21 protein-coding genes are annotated in these 19002 nt (G+C 34.5%); 12 read left to right on the forward strand and 9 right to left on the reverse strand.

All coding sequences use genetic code 11. The features are described from left to right. The first annotated feature begins 99 nt into the window (after positions 1-99). The 7 genes from P6N22_RS08920 to P6N22_RS08950 all read left to right on the forward strand — a co-directional run bounded on the left by P6N22_RS08920 (position 100) and on the right by P6N22_RS08950 (position 5111). Complete coding sequence (locus tag P6N22_RS08920; protein WP_280332189.1) at positions 100-342, forward strand: helix-turn-helix transcriptional regulator; 243 nt, start codon at positions 100-102, stop codon at positions 340-342. After that, positions 342-536: a hypothetical protein gene (locus tag P6N22_RS08925; RefSeq protein ID WP_280332190.1), complete on the forward strand. Its 195-nt coding sequence runs from the start codon at positions 342-344 to the stop codon at positions 534-536. The genes P6N22_RS08920 and P6N22_RS08925 overlap by 1 nt, the downstream gene beginning before the upstream one ends. Before the next feature lie 196 nt (positions 537-732). Beyond that, entirely contained in the window at positions 733-1017 is a 285-nt protein-coding gene (locus P6N22_RS08930; RefSeq protein ID WP_280332193.1) for an HU family DNA-binding protein, read from the forward strand. 41 nt (positions 1018-1058) lie between these two features. Next, positions 1059-2543 (forward strand): hypothetical protein, encoded by a 1485-nt coding sequence (locus P6N22_RS08935; RefSeq protein ID WP_280332195.1) that lies wholly within the window; start codon positions 1059-1061, stop codon positions 2541-2543. Continuing rightward, positions 2524-2913: a peptide-methionine (R)-S-oxide reductase MsrB gene (msrB, locus tag P6N22_RS08940; protein ID WP_280332197.1), complete on the forward strand. Its 390-nt coding sequence runs from the start codon at positions 2524-2526 to the stop codon at positions 2911-2913. The genes P6N22_RS08935 and msrB overlap by 20 nt, the downstream gene beginning before the upstream one ends. A 2-nt stretch (positions 2914-2915) precedes the next feature. Next, positions 2916-3458 (forward strand): peptidylprolyl isomerase, encoded by a 543-nt coding sequence (locus P6N22_RS08945; protein ID WP_280332198.1) that lies wholly within the window; start codon positions 2916-2918, stop codon positions 3456-3458. Between the two features lie 9 nt (positions 3459-3467). Beyond that, positions 3468-5111 (forward strand): inorganic phosphate transporter, encoded by a 1644-nt coding sequence (locus P6N22_RS08950; RefSeq protein ID WP_280332200.1) that lies wholly within the window; start codon positions 3468-3470, stop codon positions 5109-5111. On the opposite strand, the gene P6N22_RS08955 is transcribed toward P6N22_RS08950, so the two are convergent. Genes P6N22_RS08955 through P6N22_RS08985 form a run of 7 tightly spaced genes read right to left on the reverse strand, consistent with a single transcriptional unit; the run spans position 5108 to position 13105 of the window. Beyond that, positions 5108-6451: a diguanylate cyclase gene (locus P6N22_RS08955; RefSeq protein ID WP_280332202.1), complete on the reverse strand. Its 1344-nt coding sequence runs from the start codon at positions 6449-6451 to the stop codon at positions 5108-5110. The two genes, P6N22_RS08950 and P6N22_RS08955, sit on opposite strands and share 4 nt — an antisense overlap. 4 nt (positions 6452-6455) lie before the next feature. Continuing rightward, positions 6456-7598, reverse strand: a complete 1143-nt coding sequence (folP, locus tag P6N22_RS08960) for a dihydropteroate synthase (protein WP_280332203.1) — start codon at positions 7596-7598, stop codon at positions 6456-6458. Next, positions 7598-8215, reverse strand: a complete 618-nt coding sequence (locus P6N22_RS08965; RefSeq protein WP_280332205.1) for a DNA polymerase III subunit delta' — start codon at positions 8213-8215, stop codon at positions 7598-7600. Before P6N22_RS08965 ends, folP begins: the two co-directional genes overlap by 1 nt. Continuing rightward, positions 8205-8750 carry a HobA family DNA replication regulator gene (locus P6N22_RS08970; protein WP_280332207.1) on the reverse strand — a complete coding sequence of 182 codons (546 nt, stop codon included), beginning with the start codon at positions 8748-8750 and terminating at the stop codon, positions 8205-8207. Before P6N22_RS08970 ends, P6N22_RS08965 begins: the two co-directional genes overlap by 11 nt. 12 nt (positions 8751-8762) lie before the next feature. Further along, a complete protein-coding gene (locus P6N22_RS08975) occupies positions 8763-9974 on the reverse strand; it encodes an aspartate kinase (protein ID WP_280332209.1) in 1212 nt (403 codons plus the stop codon). Beyond that, positions 9974-10444 carry an RNA pyrophosphohydrolase gene (locus P6N22_RS08980; RefSeq protein WP_280332211.1) on the reverse strand — a complete coding sequence of 157 codons (471 nt, stop codon included), beginning with the start codon at positions 10442-10444 and terminating at the stop codon, positions 9974-9976. The genes P6N22_RS08975 and P6N22_RS08980 overlap by 1 nt, the downstream gene beginning before the upstream one ends. 54 nt (positions 10445-10498) lie before the next feature. Next, positions 10499-13105, reverse strand: coding sequence for a bacteriohemerythrin (locus P6N22_RS08985; protein ID WP_280332212.1), 2607 nt, complete (start codon positions 13103-13105; stop codon positions 10499-10501). A 105-nt stretch (positions 13106-13210) separates the two neighbouring features. Between P6N22_RS08985 and hemW the strand changes: the two genes are divergently transcribed. Continuing rightward, positions 13211-14266 (forward strand): radical SAM family heme chaperone HemW, encoded by a 1056-nt coding sequence (gene hemW / locus P6N22_RS08990; protein ID WP_280332214.1) that lies wholly within the window; start codon positions 13211-13213, stop codon positions 14264-14266. Here the strand turns inward: hemW and P6N22_RS08995 are convergent. Then, positions 14263-14466: a hypothetical protein gene (locus P6N22_RS08995; RefSeq protein ID WP_280332216.1), complete on the reverse strand. Its 204-nt coding sequence runs from the start codon at positions 14464-14466 to the stop codon at positions 14263-14265. The genes hemW and P6N22_RS08995 overlap by 4 nt on opposite strands. Before the next feature lie 135 nt (positions 14467-14601). Here P6N22_RS08995 and tatB point away from each other — a divergent pair, with 135 nt between their 5' ends. From tatB to P6N22_RS09015, 4 genes are read left to right on the forward strand one after another with little or no spacing between them, the layout of a single operon-like run. Beyond that, a complete protein-coding gene (gene tatB, locus P6N22_RS09000) occupies positions 14602-14985 on the forward strand; it encodes a Sec-independent protein translocase protein TatB (protein ID WP_280332218.1) in 384 nt (127 codons plus the stop codon). After that, entirely contained in the window at positions 14978-15769 is a 792-nt protein-coding gene (gene tatC / locus P6N22_RS09005) for a twin-arginine translocase subunit TatC (protein ID WP_280332219.1), read from the forward strand. The genes tatB and tatC overlap by 8 nt, the downstream gene beginning before the upstream one ends. Further along, the gene (gene queA, locus P6N22_RS09010; protein ID WP_280332221.1) at positions 15759-16787 is read left to right on the forward strand and encodes a tRNA preQ1(34) S-adenosylmethionine ribosyltransferase-isomerase QueA; all 1029 of its coding nucleotides are present in this window, start codon (positions 15759-15761) and stop codon (positions 16785-16787) included. Before tatC ends, queA begins: the two co-directional genes overlap by 11 nt. Before the next feature lie 18 nt (positions 16788-16805). Then, positions 16806-17768, forward strand: a complete 963-nt coding sequence (locus tag P6N22_RS09015) for an ABC transporter permease (protein ID WP_280332223.1) — start codon at positions 16806-16808, stop codon at positions 17766-17768. Here P6N22_RS09015 and nusA read toward each other — a convergent pair. After that, complete coding sequence (gene nusA, locus P6N22_RS09020; protein WP_280332225.1) at positions 17765-18904, reverse strand: transcription termination factor NusA; 1140 nt, start codon at positions 18902-18904, stop codon at positions 17765-17767. The two genes, P6N22_RS09015 and nusA, sit on opposite strands and share 4 nt — an antisense overlap. Positions 18905-19002: the final 98 nt, after the last annotated feature.

The raw sequence follows: 19002 nt of genomic DNA on the forward strand, positions 1-19002 counted from the left end.
ATCACATTTAACACAATTAATAAAATATTAAATACATTAATTAGTATATATATATAAATTAAATGTATATTTAAGTATTTAATCCGTATAATCTTTCCCATGCAAATTGATGACTTGTTTAACATACTTCATAACTCGGTAGAATCACAACAAAACGGGCGCAAAATCTCTTTAAAAGATATGGCCAAATCTTTAGGGGTATCTATGCGCACATACCAAGACTGGAAACTTGGACGTGCAAAGCCTCAAGCTGCTGCTACTGTTATTAAAATGCTGGGTATGTTGGATGACGATGAGATTATTCGCGCTGTAAGAAAAATCAACAAATTAAAGGATGCTTAATGGGAGCATTAACAAAAAAAGAGAGAGAAGCCTTAGAAGATGTTTTTATGTCTATTCACTCTAAAAATAGATATGATCAATTTCTTGTTTTCATTCAGGACTTAAAATCGAAAATGTACAAAAACATTAGAATAAGTGCCTTAAAGGTGAAAAAAAGCGCGTTTACACTTTATATAAAAGTTATAAGAAAATAAAATAAATAGTTTCAAATTTTACTAAAAAAGAACCTTTTGAAACAAAAAATGTAGTTTTTTTCCTAAAAAACGGAGAATAGAAGAAAATTTTAAGGAAATAAACTATAAAGTACATTTAGCTGAATTATTTTGTGTATCCCCCTTAACTAGAGGGATTAACAGAGATTCGGAAAAATTTTAAACCAAGGGTAAATTTATGAATAAGGCACAATTTGTTGAATTAGTACAAGAGTGTGGTAACTACAAAACTAAAGTAGAAGCAGAAGCAGCTATTAAAGCTTTCACTGAAGCTGTAACAGAAGCTTTAGTAAAAAAAGAAGACGTTTCTCTAGTAGGTTTCGGTAGTTTTTCTGCTGCTTTACAAAAAGGAAAAAGCGGTACAGTTCCAGGTACTAGCAAATCTTATACTACTCAAGATAAAATGGTTCCTAAATTTAAAGCTGGTAAAGGTCTTAAAGACCGCGTTGCAGCTGGTAAATAATCTCGCATATACTGCCTTTACGGCGGTATATTTTAAAATATATGAACTTTAATCTTTTCTCGTTATTTAAAAAAAACTCTTCAGAACTTTATGTTCCCGATTCTATCTTAGTTAAACGTGTTAAATCTCTTGCTCATAACAGTGATCTAAAGGTTTTTTCCAATATAGACATTTATCTGCATAGACAGAGCTATAATATTGAACTTTTACTTTACGACTATAAACGTGGACTATATATATTTGAGATAAAAAAATGGTCTTTCGATGATCTTAAAAATGCAACAATCCAAAAAGCACAAAACCAAGAGCATTCTAACAACACATTAGCATTTGATAAAACACAAGAGATTATAAAAAGAAAATTTAATGAGATCACCCATACAGACGGACCTAAAATATATAACTATCTTTTAATGGAAAATCTAAGTGCTGAAGAGTATGAGCATTTAGATGATTCATTTAAAGAGTTGTTGCCTGAAGAAAAGATTATATTTAGTGACTCTCAAACATCAGACATATTCAAAAAAATTGAAAGTGAAGCTCAGGTAACGCAAAAAGATAATACTTATGAGCTAGAAACTCTTTTAACTCAATATACAAAAATTCAAGATGATGGCACTTTTACACTCTGTAGTGATCAAGAAAAAACCTTTTTAGATACTAAGCTAGATGAAACAACAAATCTTGCTACAAACTTTCATGACGGAAAAACATCGTTACTAATTTTAAAGGCTATCATAGAACTTTTTGAAGAAAACGCGAAAAAAGTTATTATTCTTAAACCCACGATTCTTGCTAGAGATATTGCCTACAAAAAACTTTTAGAGATAATAGAACACGGCATCATAGAATTTGATATGAATGCAATTGAATTTTTGACACCTTTAGAGCTTATAAATAAACATTTACAAAAGTTAAAAAAGCCCGTAGTACATGAAATAGCTGCTTTAGACCTTAAACTGATGAACAAATCATTTAACGCTGCAGATCTCATTATATGTGATGATGCCAACTTGTTAAATAAATCTTTTATTGAATATATAAAAAATATTCAAAAAAATAAAAAATTATTGTTTATCAATCTTACAGATGAAGAACACTGTTTACTAAACTCTCAAAACTGTAAAATTCATTTTATTGAGACATACCCTTTAGCAAAAACAATGCATTTACTTCAAAAACTTTTACTTAACTATGAAGCACAAGACATTATGGTTGTTTCAAATGAAGAAAATAAAGAAAAACTCAAAGAAGACCTTGAATTTTTTCTCCATGAAAATACTACCGATATAGAATCTTCAAAAACACTTTTAGAACATAATCTAGAAGATGTAAAATTAGCAACTTACAACGATATTTTCGAACTTTCTGCTAAATATGTTATCCTACTAGATTTATGTGATTATAATGAAAAACAGATAGAATACGCACTCAATTTAGCAACACTTGGTGCATATATTCTCTATGATCAGACATGTGATACTATAGATAAGTTAAAGGAAAAATATGAAAGTAACAAAGAGTGAACAGGAATGGAAACTACAGTTAAGTCCTGAAGAATTTTATGTATGTAGACAACACGGAACTGAAGCACCTTTTTCAGGTAAGTATTACGACTGTAAAGATGAAGGTGTATATAAATGTGTGTGTTGCAATGCACCTCTTTTTGAATCTTCTACGAAATTTGATTCCGGAACTGGCTGGCCAAGCTACTTTGAACCCATAGAGAATGCCGTAACTGAATACAAAGATATGAGTCACGGGATGATACGTATAGAAGTGAGATGTGCTTCATGCGACGCACATTTAGGTCATGTATTCCCTGATGGACCTGAACCTACAGGTATGAGATATTGTATTAATTCGGTATGTTTAACTTTAGAAGAAGAGGAGTAAACATGAAAAAGTTTTTTGCTACAGTTTTATTTGTATTATCAATAACTACCTTAGCTGCAGAAAATCCGCATGTAATTTTAGAGACAAATCAGGGAGATATTGAACTTGAACTTTTTCCTGATGTGGCACCTTTAGCTGTAGAGAACTTTACTACCCATATAAAAAACGGTTACTATAATAATCTCACTTTTCATAGAATTATCAAGGATTTTATGATCCAAGGCGGTGATCCTACTGGTACGGGACGTGGTGGAGAATCTATTTGGGGAAAAGAGTTCAAAAATGAATATAAACCAAATGTAATTTTTGATAAACCTGGTATTTTAGCAATGGCAAATGCAGGTCCAAATACAAACGGTTCTCAATTTTTTATTACAGTTGTTCCTACTCCATGGCTGAACGGCGGTTATACGATTTTTGGAAAAGTTGCTAATGAAGACTCAATGAAAGTAGTACTTAAAATGAGTCATGTTAAAACAAGCGGTAGATATGGGGGAGATAAACCATATGAACCTCAAGTCATTAAAAAAGCATATATTAAATAAAGGGACTCAATGGATATAGAGACACTTAATAAACTGGAGAAAAAAGCACTTAAAAAAAGTGGTATGGATTTTACGCGTTTAGGTGTTGCCCTCTTTTTTGCAGTAGCTGTACTTACTTTTAGTTTTGTTTCCAATGGTGGTATTCCAAATAACATGTTTCTAGCCATTGCAGCACTTATCGGAGCTTATATGGCTATGAACATCGGTGCGAATGATGTTGCAAACAATGTAGGCCCTGCTGTTGGTTCTCGTGCTATGACAATGACTATGGCAATCATCATCGCAGCTATTTTTGAAGCAAGTGGTGCACTTATTGCCGGCGGTGATGTTGTAAAGACTATTAAAAAAGGGATTATTGACATCTCTGCTTTTGGCGGTGATGCCGATCCATTCATCTGGGCTATGATGGCTGCACTCCTTGCAGCTGCTTTATGGCTAAACCTTGCTACAGCTCTAAGAGCTCCTGTTTCGACAACTCACTCTATTGTAGGTGGTGTTATGGGTGCAGGTATCGCAGCTGCAGGGTTTAGTATCGTATCATGGTCAACTATGGGAAAAATTGCAGCTTCGTGGGTTATTTCACCCGTACTAGGCGGAATAATTGCTGCAGGTTTTTTATTTGCGATCAAAAAAACGATTATCTTTAAGTCGGATCAAATTAGTGCAGCAAAAAAATATGTCCCTATCTATGTCGCAATCATGTCTTGGGCTTTTGTTACATACTTGACATTAAAAGGTTTAAAAAAAATCTGGCCTAAAGTAGTAGAAACACTGAATGCTTTACCTTTAATTTCTCTTCCTGCTACTGACAAACCTAGTTTCACAACGGCTTTAATTTTTGGAGCTATTGCCGCAGTTATTGTATATTTTATAGTTTCCAGAAGAATCAAGAAAAAAAATCTTCAAAACTCTAAAGATGCAGTAAATACCCTTTTTACTATTCCCCTAATCTTCTCTGCAGCTCTTCTTAGTTTTGCTCATGGTGCAAATGACGTTGCAAATGCAGTAGGTCCTTTAGCTGCAATCAGTGATGCCGTTGTAAGCGGTGGAGTTTCATCAAAAGCCCCTATTCCGCTATGGGTTATGGCAGTGGGTGCATTAGGTATCGCTATCGGTCTTATGTTATACGGTCCAAAACTTATTAAAACTGTAGGTGCGGAGATCACGGAACTCAATCAGGTAAGAGCCTTTTCAATTGCTATGGCTGCTGCTATTACCGTCATTATAGCTTCACAGTTAGGTTTACCTGTTAGCTCAACACATATTGCAATTGGTGGAGTTTTCGGCGTAGGTTTTTTAAGAGAATACCTTCATATAACTTCAAAAGACAAACATATTGTTGCGGAAGACCGTGAACTACTTGAAGATGAAAAAGCAACACTTAATGCTTACAATGCAGAATTAGATAAGCTTGAGAATAAAGAGGAAAAGTCTACAGGTGACTATGAACGTATAGTAGATCTTTATAAGCTTATCGCGAAAGAAGAAGAGCATTTAAAATCTACAAAAAGACATATGAAAAGAATTGAAAAAGTACAATATGTAAAACGTGATACAGTGAAAAAAATCATTGCAGCTTGGGTAATTACAGTGCCTGCTGCTGCAATAGTTGCTGCTGTATTATTTTATGCAATTAAAGGTATTATGATTTAAATCATAATACCTTTTTTATACGCAACTACTTTATTTCTTCCTTCAGATTTAGCCTTGTACAATGCTTCATCTGCTTTTGCAATAGCATCCTCTAAGAAGATTTTATTATTTATTTCAGTAACACCAAAACTGGCAGTTATGTTTCCAACGACTTCAATATCAAAAGATGCTAGTTTAACTCTTAGTTTCTCGGCGATTAGAACTGCATTTTCTATCGAGACAGTTGGGAGTAATACTACAAATTCTTCTCCACCCCATCGGCCTACCATATCAATTTCCCGTACCTCGTTTTCTAAAACTTCCGCTACGGTTTTTAAAACATTATCGCCAATATTATGACCATATGTATCGTTTACTTTTTTAAAATAATCTATATCTAAAAGCACTAACGACATTACACCTGCACGTTGCAGCATTGTTTCAAGTGAGGAATTAAACAATTGTTTAAATTTATAACGATTATAGAGTTTTGTCAACGGATCAACGGAAGCCAGCACTTCATATTCTTCATTTTGCGCTTTTAACAATGAATTGATCTCTTGTAACTCTTCTTGGTGTTCTTTCATTACAAGTGCCCATCTGTTATATGTTAAAAATATCAACTCTTTTTGCGTAATGATCCCTGCCAATGTCCCATTTTCATCAACTACAATGAGACGTTTATAATGTTTTTCTTTTACAAACGCCAAAGCATCACGCACACTCATACTTTTATAAACGCTATCAACAGGTGCGTTCATATATATTTGAATAGGAAGATCCAGGTCTGAGTTGTCTTTTATAAGCTGTACAACATCTTTAGCAGTAAGTATACCCACCGGTTTTTTATCTTCGACAACAATTACACTATCGTTTTTTGAAGTATACATTTGTGAAAGAACATCTGCTGTAATCATCTCTTTCTCAATCCATTTAACACGACGAGTAAAACGTAAGAAATCTGCTATAGTAAAATTATCCATGATTATTTCAGGATCTATATTGCTCGTTATATCCGTGTGAGTTATAATTCCATAAATGGTTTTATCATCATTCAGCACACAAATATATTCAGTCAATTCATCAAGATATTTTAAAAGATTGAGAACATTCATCTTTTTATGAACAGCAGGTATCCTTCTTAGGTGAAGATGAGAAATAGGATCATTGAACGTTATACTTGTTTCCCGTAGCTGTAGTACCTCTATTGCAGTTAAAACATAAAAAACATCATTATCTGTTACAATAATATCACGATGTTCGCTTTCTATCATTCTATCAATAGCATCACTTATTTTTTCATTAATATTAATTGAAACTACTTGTGTGTTCGCTATATCATCTGCACTGGGGAATTTCATCTCTTTACCCTTTTTGTAAAGCTTTATACACTTCTAAGGCTTGTTTATGTTCATAAACATCGTGTACTCTAATAATAGAAGCACCGTTTCTAATTGCTTCTAAATGGAGTGCTAAAGTCCCTGCTAATCTTTTTTCAATAGGTGATGCTGTTATCTTATCTATCAACGATTTTCTTGAAGCGCCAACTAATAATTTTTTCCCTAACATTTTAAAGTGTTCTAAATGTTTGAGCAGTTGTAGATTATCGTCTAAAGTTTTACCAAATCCTATCCCTACATCTAAAACTATGTCATTGATTCCAAAACTTTCAAGTTTTTTTGTTTGTTCTTCAAGATAATGATACACATCTAAAACAACATCATCATATTGAGGATTATCCTGCATAGTTTGCGGCGTACCCTGCATATGCATTGCTACTGCCGTTGCATTATACTCGGCACAAAGTTTACAAAGTGCATCGTTTTCAAAACCTGTAATGTCGTTTACAATTGTAAAACCGCCTTCAAGAGCTGCTTGTACAACAACCGGTGTATATGAGTCTATACTAAACTTTGCTTTTTCATACAGTTTATTTGCAGCGATTGCATCTAAAACAGGCTGTACTCTTGCTAACTCCTCTTCAACTGAAACAACAGGTGCATTTGGTCGTGTAGAGACTCCACCGATATCAATAATATCTGCACCCTCTTCAATCATTGCCTCAATTCTTGCTACAGCACTTTCTCCCGAAAACCTCGAACCACTGAAGAAACTGTCATCATTGGCATTTAAAATCCCCATAATCTCAATTTTTTCATCAATTTTTACAGAGAGATATTGTTGAAGTTGAATTGCCAAATTTTTAAGACCAAAAGGCTGAGCCAACTCTTTTTTAGAAAGTGTTTGTAATTGCTTAGTCGTTGCAATTAAAATACAATCTACATGAGGAGTTTTTGCAATGACAGTTCCACGAGGCACGGCAAGATCAGCACCGATTGAGAGAGCATCTTGTTTTAAAATATTGGCACCGCCTACAGCCAAATCTTTGATATAAAAGATATGTGTTTGTGCCTTTGAAGCTAAGATCTTAATACCGCCGCTGTCAACACCGAGATCTTTTAAATACTGTTGAACATCAATTTCATTTGAAAGTTTCTTAATCTCCATTAACGCTCCTGTGTAAAGCTCATTAACAGCATTGCAAAAACACTCTGAGGACGAGAGTTTAATTCTAACAATCTATAAGCTTGATCAAAATTTGCAAGTTGTTTCTCGGAGAGGATTAATTTATCTACTACCGTTGCTCTGTAAAACAGAGACTCTACAAGTTGTTTTGCTTCATTTTTAGAGACTCTTGCATGAGTTTTTAAAAACTCAAACACACTGTTGTAATCTAGTCTCGCAAGATTCAGGTCAAGTTCTTGCATCTCGTGTGCAGTATCAACTTTTAAAATCGGCAATCTTGATCGGATAGTTGGAAGTAAAACAGATTTTGTAGGTGTAATGATTATGAATTCTATATTGAGAGGTGGTTCTTCTAAAAGTTTTAGTAAAGAGTTTTGAGCTACATCCGTAAAATCAATAGCTGCTAAAATAATGTATTTTGTGGTTGATTCACTGATGTATGCTTCGGCCGTTACCTCTTTAGCATGCTCTATTTTGAAATTTTCTTCTATGAATTTTACAACTCTATGGCCGATTAAACTTTTTTCTAATTGTTCAATCTCACCTTCAAGCTCTTTAGAGATAATGATATGCCCTCTTAGAGCAGCATCAGCTTGCATCAACCTCTCCAAACATTGTTGCATTGAGAGATGCATCAAATAATCTATAAAGCTGCAGTAGTTTGATATCTAAAAGTGGATCATAAGATTTAAGGGTAAAAGCATTGTTGAAATCCTCATCGAAGATCCAGAAATAACTGTTGTCTTTTCTTTTTGCTATATCACTGCGTTTATCATCACCTTTACCAATATACCAGAAAAAATGATCGTTTTTATATGAAAGAGAAATTAGATCATCTACCATATCGATCATCTCTCCTCCACTGATATTGTTAAAATGCGGATATACACTGTCAACTGTAACAATTGGGATAAGAGGACGCTCTAAATTGATACTGTTAATAGAATCAATAATATAACGTTCTAACCACTTTCTTTTTTGATCTGTAATTAAAACAATCGTCTTTCCGTTTAAGATTTGTTCTAATGCCAAAGCGGTTGTTTTTGACCATTCAAAACGTTGTTCTTCCAGCCAACTTAAAGCCCCGCCTTCCTCACGGATAGCATCGAGGCTCCATAGTGCAAAATCAGACATAGAAATTTTCTACTACTTCTCTAATTCGTATGCATCATGTAAGCTTCTTACAGCCAACTCAGCATATTTTTCATCAATAACCATAGATACTTTGATTTCTGAAGTTGAGATCATGTTGATATTGATATTGTTTTCCGCCATAGTAGTAAATGCTTTTGCAGCAACACCTGCATGAGATTTCATTCCAACACCAACTACAGAAACTTTACAGATATCTTCATTGTAAGTATCATCTGCAATTTCACCGTTTTGTACAAACTCGTCTACAACTGCTTTTGCATCGTGCAGATCACCTTTTGCAACAGTAAAGTCAATACTTGTAGTATCAGAAGCTGCTTTGTTTTGTACTATCATATCTACATTTACATCAGCTTTTGCCAATTTGTTGAAGATTTCACTAGCGATTCCCGGTCTATCTTTTACACCTAAAAGTGAAATACGAGCTTGATTTTTATCTAATGCAATACCACTTACTAATGGTTTTTCCATAATGTTTTCCTCTTTTGTAATTAATGTTCCCTCTTCATCTGAGAAACTTGATCTTGTTACTAAGTTTACGTTTAATTTTTTTGCCATCTCTACTGAACGGTTTTGAAGAACTTTTGCACCAAGAGAAGCTAGTTCCAGCATCTCATCGTAAGAGATCTTCTCAAGCTTATGTGCTTTTGACGTAATTCTTGGGTCTGTTGTAAAGATACCAGTAACGTCAGTATAGATCTCACAAAGGTCAGCTTTAAGTGCACCTGCAATTGCAACTGCACTCAAATCGCTTCCTCCACGACCAAGAGTTGTTACGTTACCCTCTTCAGTCACACCTTGGAAACCTGCAACAACTACGATTTTCCCCTCTTTAACAGCTTCATGCATAGCTGATGGGTTAATATCTTCGATACGTGCTTTTGTATGTACGTTATCTGTTACTATCCCAGCTTTTCTACCGCTCATCGCTGTAGCTTTATAACCCATCTCTTGCAGGGCGATAGAAAGAAGTGATGCTGTCACTCTTTCACCTGAACTTAGTAACATATCCATCTCTTCACGTGCCGGATTACTTGAATAATGCTCAGCATATGAAACAAGTTTATTTGTCTCTCCGCTCATTGCAGAAACAACAACTACAACATCGTTGCCGGCATCTTTTGTTTTTGCCACACGATTTGCAACGTTTTGGATACGTTCTAAGTCACCTACACTCGTACCACCGAATTTTTGAACAATTAACATTAAAGTAGTCCCTCATCTTTAAAATAATTTATTACACTCTCATATACAGGCTTTTTAAAATGCGCAGTAATATCTAGAACCTCATCCACTCCAACAAATTTGTATGAAGAAAACTCCGGATGTTTCGTATCTAGATTGATATCCGCATCTTTATGAAGCTTTACTAAAAAATATCTCTGTGTCTGCCCTTTATACGGTTTCATACTCTTGGCAATTTTTGGCGGGAAGTCGTATGAAATCCATTCAGGATATTCCGCTACGATCTCGGCTTGCTTAGTTCCGATCTCCTCTTCCATTTCACGGAAAAGCGCTTCTTTGACCTCTTCACCTTCATCAATGCCACCTTGAGGAAATTGCCAAATATCACCCAGATCATTTCTTTGTGCTATGAAAATCTGCTTCTGTTTTGGATATTCATGTGACATAATAATCATAGCTACATTCGGACGATACTTCTCTTTTACACTCATATATGAACCCTAATAAAATAATCGTGATTATACAAAAAGAGTGATTAAAATAAATTAAACAAGAAAAAGTCGTTCAAACTCTTGAGACGGTAGCGGTTCAGAATATAAATATCCTTGTAAAAAATCACACCCCATTTTTGAGAGTACTTGTTTTTGCAATTCGTCCTCAACACCCTCTGCAATCACTTTAATATCGAGCTTATGAGCCATTGCTATCATTGCTTCACATAAAATTTTATCTTGTTTTGAAGAAGCAACATAATCTACAAAAGATTTATCAATTTTTAAATAGTCGATACTGAATTTTTTTAGATATGAAAGTGAAGAATATCCTGTTCCAAAATCATCAATTGCAATTTCAATACCTGCATCTCTGAGTCTTAATAATTGTTCTTTCACCAGTTCATCTTCTTGCATCAGTAAATTTTCTGTAATTTCAATAATCACATTGCGTGTATCGATTCCATTTTCTTTTTTAAATTTCATCCATTCATCTATAATTTTTCTAGAGCGAAATTGTGCAGGTGATTTATTGACACTGATTTTAAAATTTATTCCATATTTTTTTTGCCATATTTTTGACTGCATAACAGCTTCTTTATAAACAAAATCTCCAATTTCAACAATAAGTCCTGTCTCTTCCGCTAATGATATAAATTCACCTGGAAGTACCAACCCGTTAATTGGATGATTCCATCTAACCAAAGCTTCTGCTTTATAAACTTCTCCGTTTTTTGCATTGACTATCGGTTGATAATAAACTTCGAACTGTTTTTGCTCTATAGCTTCATGCAGTTCATGTAAGATTTTATGACGTTTTTGTGCCATAATCTGCATATGTTCCGTAAAATAATTGTATTGGCTTCTGCCACTGCGTTTTGCCTGATACATTGCTTGATCTGCATTTCTTAAAAGCGTTGAAGAGTTTACTCCATCATCTGGATACAATGTAATCCCTATACTTGCAGATATATGAAAAGTCGTCTTTTCAACATAAAAAGGTCGTTTAATACTGTCTATAATATTTTGTGCTATTCTGTCAATCACATTTGTATTTTTAATTTCCGGTAGTAAAAGAGTAAATTCATCCCCTCCAAAACGGGAAAGAATATCTGTTTCTCTGATCTCTTTTTTTATACGTTTAGAAACTTCCACTAAAAGAGTATCTCCCACCGTATGTCCCATTGCATCATTAATATCTTTAAAGCGATCCAGGTCGATAAAAAGAACAGCAAAAGCTTGCTTACTTCTTTTTGAACGTAAAATCGCTTCATCCAGTCTATGATCAAACATTCGTCTGTTTTCTAAATCTGTCAAAGCATCAAAGTTTGCCTGTCTTAGAATAATATCCTGAGACTTTTTCTTCTCGGTAATATCAGAAAAGAAGCCTATAAAATGATCGATCTTTCCTTCAGAGTTTTTTACGATGTTTATTTTCAATTCTTGTGTATATACTTCACCGTTTTTTCTTTTATTGACAATCTCACCTGTCCACTCCCCATCTTTTACTACATAGTACCAAAGTTCCTTATAGCATGTGGTATTGAGTTCTTTATAACAAAATATATCCGGTGTCTGGCCTATCACTTCATCTTTTTCATACTGGGTTATTTCTGTAAAAGCGGGATTTATACTTATAATGCGGTTTTCACTGTCTGAAATAAACATTGCCTGTGAACTATGCTTAAAAATAACAGCGGAGAGTTCCTGTTCCGTGATATCGCTGTGAACACCTACAAAACGTTTTAAACCTCCTCCGCTTTTAGACTCTAAAACCTTTCCTCTACTTAGTATCCATGTCCAACCACCATCTTTTCTCAAGACTCTGTGCTTGTTGTAAAAGAACTCTGTTTCTCCTAATAGATGGGCAATAAAATCTTCTTTGACCTGTTTGAGATCATCGGGATGTATTTCTGAAAAAAAATCAAATTGCTGCAAGCTGTTGTGTAGCATCTCTTCTGCTTCACAATTATCTCTTGAGATACATGTTTTTTCTTTGTCAAAATCATAATCCCAAATATTTTCTCCGCTTCCGCTAAGTAAAAAACGCCATTTTTCTTCACTTTTAAGAAGTTCTTCTTCAGCCTGCATTCTCAAGGCTTTTTCTCGCATTAAATCCAATGTGCGTGTTGATATATCACCATACATTTTTAAAACGGTTTGAATGAGGGCTTTAACTGAACCGTTCATAAAGTGGTTTGAATGTTCTTTTGCTTCTTCGAGCGAGTGTCCCTCTTGAAGTTCCAAAACAACTTTTGCCATCCTTTTGTCTGTATCGAGTATATGATACGCAAGCCACTGAGCAAGGATAAGGATTAATTCATAAATAGTATCATCAAAATTTTTATTTGGATCATTTTTTATTTTTACAATCTCGTCTATAAAACCATCGTGTGTTTTTTCATGTTCTATAAACCAGCTATCGTCTCCAAAATATTGACTCCAGATCCCCTCTTCTGCTTTAAAATGATAATCTGTGTAGTCAATAAGCTCTTCAAAAATTTTATTTAAAGAGTCTCTGTTTGCAAGATTTGCCTGATTTGCCGCTAAACGGTTGAGAATGCTTACTAGCTTTTTGTGTTGCAGATCTATTTTCTCAATGCCTGTTTCGAAATGGTCATTCCATGGAAATATCTCAAACAATGCAACACTGCTTTTCATAATTTTTCTCCAAATCTGTTAATCGCATTCCTCTCATAATACTTCTTTTTAAATAAATTTTTCCTATAATTTCCTAATAACTTCAACTTTTCAGGACTATTTACAATGTTGTTATACATCCATATACCGTTTTGTGATTCTAAATGTTCTTATTGTGCTTTTAATTCTTATGTAGATAAATTTCATCTCAAACAAGAATATATGGGTGCGTTAAAAGAACAACTGCTCTTTGAAATAAAACGTTTTCAACCTGAAAAACAAACTATAAAAACCGTTTTTATAGGCGGTGGTACACCTTCAACTGTAGCACCGGAACTCTATGCAGAGATCTTTTCCATAATCAAACCCTATCTTCTAAACAATGTAGAGATCACAACCGAAGCAAATCCAAACAGTGCTACCTTGGAATGGTTAGAAGGGATGAAAAATCTGGGTGTAAACCGGATCAGTTTCGGTGTACAGAGTTTCGATCCCGATAAGCTAAGACTCTTAAACCGTGCACATAATCCAAAGCAGGCAATTGAAGCTATTCATAATGCACAAAAAGTGGGTATTGAAAATATATCTCTAGATCTCATCTATGCAACTCTCGGTGATACAAAAGAGCTGCTTCAAAATGATCTAGAAACTGCTTTTTCACTTCCGATCAATCATTTAAGTGCCTATGCTTTAACTATTGAAGAGGGAACTGCATTTGAGAGTAAACCGCAAATGTCAAAAGAACACTTAGAACATACCCAGTGGCTTTTCAAACAAATAGAAGAACATGGTTTTAAACAATACGAAATAAGCAATTTTGGAACTTATAACTCTCTACACAACTTAGGATACTGGGAATACGATGAGTATATGGGTGTGGGTGCAGGAGCTGTAGGAAAATACAAAAACACACGACTATATCCACAAACGGAAATAGAAAAATATATACAAAATCCTTTAGATATCAGAAGTGAAAAACTGAGTGATGAAGATGTCAAAATAGAAAAAATCTTTCTTGGTCTGCGTTCAATTGTAGGTGTAGATCAAGAACTATTAAATGGGGAAGAGATCATGAAAGCTGATCTTTTGGTAGAAGAACATAAACTTGAACTGAAAAATAAAAAATATTTCAATAAAGAGTATCTCCTAAGTGATGAGATAGCTCTTTATCTGACTTCTTAGTTCATATCTACTTTAACAACGATATCATTACCCTCTTCTACTACAGAGAAACAATGCTTTTTACAAAACACTTCATTCATCTCTTTTGCAAGTTCTAAAGCTTGTGTTAATGCTTCCTCTTTTGAAGCATATTCTTTGTGGTTTTCATGTTCGCTTCTTTTAAAACAACCACACTCTTTTTCAAAAATAACTTTACTCATTAAAAGCTCCTAAATATTTTTGGGAATTTTATATATTTATGCTTTATTTGAATTGAATTTTTTTGACTTGAAGATTTTTTAACCAATCTTTAGATAAAATCACGAAAACTAGAAAATTTTAAAGGCACTTTTATTATGTTTGGTATGGGTTTTACTGAAATTATGGTAATCGCAATTATCGCTGTCTTGTTTTTAGGGCCGGATAAACTCCCTAGTACAATGGTTGAGATTGCGAAATTCTTCAGAAGTATGAAGAACACAATTGGAACTATGAAAAGTACAATTGAGGAAGAGATGCATGTTGCAGATATTAAACAAGAAGCACTTGCATATAAACAAGAACTTGAACGTGCATCAAATATGGTTTCTAACGCTACGAACGTCAATGCACATATGGACAATTTGATGGCGGACAGCGAACCTAAAGAAGAGTTAAAAAAAGCTCCTAGCCAACCAGAAGAAGTGACTTTCAAGAAGAAAAAAAAGAAACCTGAAGAAGAAGAAAATATAGATGTTTGAAGATATTAGACCCCATTTAGTTGAACTGAGAAAAAGATTAGGGATATCTGTCGGTAGCCTTATAGTTATGTTTTTTGTAATGTTTTACTTCCATGAGCCAATTTTGGACTGGATGGTATCACCACTTAACGATGCACTGATCGAAGTTGGTAAAAAATCTGTACATGCTGCTGATGGTATGGTTACGACGAGTCAAGTAGGTGGTGCGTTTTTCGTAGCTCTGAAAGTGTCATTTTTTGCTGCACTTTTAGGAGCACTCCCTATTATTCTTGCACAAATCTGGATGTTTATAGCTCCAGGATTATATGCAAATGAAAAAAAGATGCTTATTCCGTTTATATTTGGTGGAACAATCATGTTCTTAGTCGGTGTCTTATTTGCTTATTATGTTGTTACCCCGTTTGGTTTTGACTTTTTAATTACCTTCGGTTCTTTTAAATTTACGCCGCTTATCAACATTGAGGATTACGTAGGCTTTTTTACAAAAATCATGTTTGGTTTTGGGCTCGCATTTGAACTGCCTGTATTTGCTTACTTTTTAGCACTTTTAGGTTTAGTTGACGACCGTCAGATGGCAGCATTTTTCAAATATGCAATCGTTATCATCTTTATTGTTGCAGCCCTTTTAACTCCGCCGGATGTTTTAACACAGCTTTTAATGGCTGGTCCGCTTATTGTCCTTTACGGTTTTTCGATCTTGATTGTCAAATTGGTAAATCCAGCTGAGCCTGAAGAAGAGGATGAGGATGAAGAAGAAGCATTAGAGGAAGCTAGTGCAAAATAAAGAATTACTCACTTCGAGCTATGACTTTCATCTTCCTGATGAACTCATAGCTACACATCCTGCTTCACCCCGCGATCATGCAAAACTTCTTGTTTACGACAGAATGACCGACACAATCACTCATGCACATTTTTACGATTTGGAAAAATTTATTCCCAAAGAGTGTGCTCTGATTTTCAACGATACAAAAGTTATCAAAGCAAGACTTTACGGACATAAACAAAGCGGTGGAAAAATTGAACTGCTGATTAACAGAGCGTTAAATGCAAGTGATATTCATGTCTACATCCGCGGACGTGTAAAAGTAGATCAGGAAATTTTCTTTGAAGAAGATTTAAAAGCCGTTATCAAAGAGTTAAAAGATGATGGTACCCGTATTGTCAACTTTTTTCAAAATACTAAACTGCTTCGTTTTGAAGAACTTCTTCCTATTATTGACAAAATTGGGCATATCCCTCTTCCCCCTTATATTCAAAGAGAAGACAATGAAGATGATGCATCCGAGTATCAAAGTGTTTTTGCACAAAATGAAGGTGCAGTAGCAGCACCTACAGCTTCACTTCACTTTACTCCCCAGCAGCATGAACGTGTGTGTAAAAACCATCAACATGCATATGTAACACTCCATGTAGGAAGCGGAACATTTAAACCAGTTGAAGCAGATATCATTACTGAACATCCTATGCATTCAGAGTTTTACGAGATATCTCCAGAGGCGAAAGCACTCTTGGATTCCGATCAAGAGATTCTCAGTGTAGGAACAACCTCAACAAGAACTATTGAGTTTTATGCACGACATCAAGATCAGACAAGCGGAGAAGCAAATCTCTTTTTGCATCCAAACAATAAACCACTTCGTGTCAATCATCTACTTACTAATTTTCACCTGCCTAAGTCAACACTTATTATGTTGGTAGCTTCTTTTGTAGGGCTTGAAAAGACTTTAGAGTTATATGAAGAAGCTATTAAGAATAAATACCGTTTTTACTCTTACGGTGATGCGATGCTCATTCTCTAATTTGCTATAATCTTTGTCATGAAAATATTTTTGCATAAACTAGGCTATATTTTTGGGATGCTAGCTCTTATCTCGATCATTTCATTCTTAGCAATACATGCAGCGCCAAATAGTTTTTTAGGAGCCGGTGAGCTTAATCCAAATATGACTAAAGAAGCGATCGAGAAACTAAAAGCTGTATATGGTTTGGACAAACCCTTACTTACACAGTATATTGACTGGATTAAAAATATGCTCCAACTCAATTTCGGAATCTCTTTTGTAAATGGCGGCGATGTAGCCAATGAAATTTTAAAAAGATTACCTATTACCCTTACAATCAATATTACCTCTTTGGTATTTGTATTTATACTCTCTTTGTATCTTGGTATAAAAGCAGCACTTAACTACGAAAAAAAATCTGATCTCTTGATCCGTCAGGTTTCATTATTATCTTTTTCTATGCCCTCTTTTTATTTGGCATTGTTACTGATTATAATATTTTCCGTAAATTTTAAACTCTTTCCAATTGCAGGCTTACATTCTGTAGATATTTCTGGTGAAGGTCTAGAGTATTATTTAGATATGGGCTGGCATCTTATTCTGCCTATTACAATTATGATTTTTGGTGGACTTGGAAGTATGATTATATATATCCGTTCTCTTACTTTGGAGATCTTAAAGAGTGATTATTACTATTTTGCGCTCTCTAGAGGTTTGAGCCAAAAACAACTTTTACGTTACTATATTTTGCCAAATCTTTTACCGCCTATCGTGACGCTGCTTGGTCTTTCATTGCCTGGATTAATTGGGGGAAGTGTAATTTTAGAATCAATCTTCGGGATTGACGGAATGGGACAGTTCTTCTATATTAGTGCACTCTCACGCGATTACCCGACTATTATGGGTATTCTTATGATAAGTGCTTTTTTAACGCTTCTTGGAAACGTTTTAGCGGATCTTATTTTATTAAAATTAAATCCTTATATGCACAAGCGTTAATTAAATAACGCCTCTAGTGCATCAACACCGTCTTTATCTTCTTGAACTTCTGATGTTGTATCTTTTGCAGCCATAGAATCATTTTCAATAAGCTCGATCTCCATACCTGTAAGCATAGATGCTAAACGAATATTGATACCGCTTTTTCCGATAGCTTTAGATTTTTGATCACTAGGAAGTGTAATGATCGCTTTTACATTTTTCCCTTCCTCATCTTGTTCAATTTCAACATGAGAAATAATTGCAGGAGACATTGAACGTGCAACAAACAGTTCTGGAATGTTCGTATACTCGATACAGTCGATATTTTCACCTATAAGCTCTTCACTTACAGCATTAATACGCACACCTTTTACACCTACTGTAGCACCCACTGCATCAACTTGCGGATGTGTAGAGTAGATAGCAATTTTTGCTCTCTCACCAGGAATACGTGCAGATTTTTCAATTACTACACTACCGTCTTCGATTTCAGGTACTTCGAGTTCTAAAAGTGCTTCTAAAAATTTTGGAGATGTACGTGAAAGTTCAATTTGAATGCCGTTATCTTTATCCATATTTACACGACGCACAACAGCTTTTAGAACATCACCTACTTTAAATACTTCACCTTTAATACGGCTTTTCATTGGAAGTACTGCACGAATTTCATCTACTTCAATATATGTTGCGTTATTGTTATCGACACGTGTAACACGACCGTTTACAATCGTACCCACTTTTGATTTGTATTTGCTGAAAACTTCATCTTCAACCATTCTTTGAATATGGTATTCGATCTCGCGGTGCAATTGTGAAGCAGCAGTTCTTCCGTAAGATTCTAGATCGTGCTCCTCTTGAAGTTGATCGCCAAGTTCCACCTGATCATCATAAGTTCTTGCATCGCTGATTGCCATATATGCAGGTGCAATTTCAGGATCTTGTAATTTTACATCATTATCTTCTACTACAGTAATTGTTTGAATAATTTTTATACTTCTTGTTTTATCATCAATTTGTGCTTCATAAGCAAAGTTAGGGTTAATAACTCTTTTCGCAGTTTGTACAAAAGCTGTTTTTAAAGCTTCTAAAACTTTTTCAGGTTGTAAACCTTTTTCGTTAGCAATAGCTTCTGCAATATCTAATATTTTTTCCACAGTAATATCCCTTTAGTTTTAAGAAATCTGACAATGACAAATAATAATTTGGGGATTTCTTATAAATTTGAAAGTAAAAAATTATACCAAAATTCTTA

It is taken from the genome of Sulfurimonas sp. C5 (genome assembly GCF_029872055.1).
Classification (GTDB): domain Bacteria; phylum Campylobacterota; class Campylobacteria; order Campylobacterales; family Sulfurimonadaceae; genus Sulfurimonas.

Bases quoted from the DNA above. Each gene is read 5' to 3' on its own strand.
- P6N22_RS08920 (WP_280332189.1), top strand. From the start codon at position 100: ATGCAAATTGATGACTTGTTTAACATACTTCATAACTCGGTAGAATCA.
- P6N22_RS09015 (WP_280332223.1), top strand. From the start codon at position 16,806: ATGAAAATATTTTTGCATAAACTAGGCTATATTTTTGGGATGCTAGCT.
- hemW (WP_280332214.1), top strand. From the start codon at position 13,211: ATGTTGTTATACATCCATATACCGTTTTGTGATTCTAAATGTTCTTAT.
- P6N22_RS08935 (WP_280332195.1), top strand. From the start codon at position 1,059: ATGAACTTTAATCTTTTCTCGTTATTTAAAAAAAACTCTTCAGAACTT.
- msrB (WP_280332197.1), top strand. From the start codon at position 2,524: ATGAAAGTAACAAAGAGTGAACAGGAATGGAAACTACAGTTAAGTCCT.
- tatC (WP_280332219.1), top strand. From the start codon at position 14,978: ATGTTTGAAGATATTAGACCCCATTTAGTTGAACTGAGAAAAAGATTA.
- folP (WP_280332203.1), bottom strand. From the start codon at position 7,598: ATGGAGATTAAGAAACTTTCAAATGAAATTGATGTTCAACAGTATTTA.
- P6N22_RS08980 (WP_280332211.1), bottom strand. From the start codon at position 10,444: ATGAGTGTAAAAGAGAAGTATCGTCCGAATGTAGCTATGATTATTATG.
- tatB (WP_280332218.1), top strand. From the start codon at position 14,602: ATGTTTGGTATGGGTTTTACTGAAATTATGGTAATCGCAATTATCGCT.
- P6N22_RS08985 (WP_280332212.1), bottom strand. From the start codon at position 13,105: ATGAAAAGCAGTGTTGCATTGTTTGAGATATTTCCATGGAATGACCAT.
- P6N22_RS08930 (WP_280332193.1), top strand. From the start codon at position 733: ATGAATAAGGCACAATTTGTTGAATTAGTACAAGAGTGTGGTAACTAC.
- P6N22_RS08950 (WP_280332200.1), top strand. From the start codon at position 3,468: ATGGATATAGAGACACTTAATAAACTGGAGAAAAAAGCACTTAAAAAA.
- P6N22_RS08955 (WP_280332202.1), bottom strand. From the start codon at position 6,451: ATGAAATTCCCCAGTGCAGATGATATAGCGAACACACAAGTAGTTTCA.
- P6N22_RS08945 (WP_280332198.1), top strand. From the start codon at position 2,916: ATGAAAAAGTTTTTTGCTACAGTTTTATTTGTATTATCAATAACTACC.
- P6N22_RS08965 (WP_280332205.1), bottom strand. From the start codon at position 8,215: ATGCAAGCTGATGCTGCTCTAAGAGGGCATATCATTATCTCTAAAGAG.
- P6N22_RS08975 (WP_280332209.1), bottom strand. From the start codon at position 9,974: ATGTTAATTGTTCAAAAATTCGGTGGTACGAGTGTAGGTGACTTAGAA.
- P6N22_RS08925 (WP_280332190.1), top strand. From the start codon at position 342: ATGGGAGCATTAACAAAAAAAGAGAGAGAAGCCTTAGAAGATGTTTTT.
- P6N22_RS08995 (WP_280332216.1), bottom strand. From the start codon at position 14,466: ATGAGTAAAGTTATTTTTGAAAAAGAGTGTGGTTGTTTTAAAAGAAGC.
- P6N22_RS08970 (WP_280332207.1), bottom strand. From the start codon at position 8,750: ATGTCTGATTTTGCACTATGGAGCCTCGATGCTATCCGTGAGGAAGGC.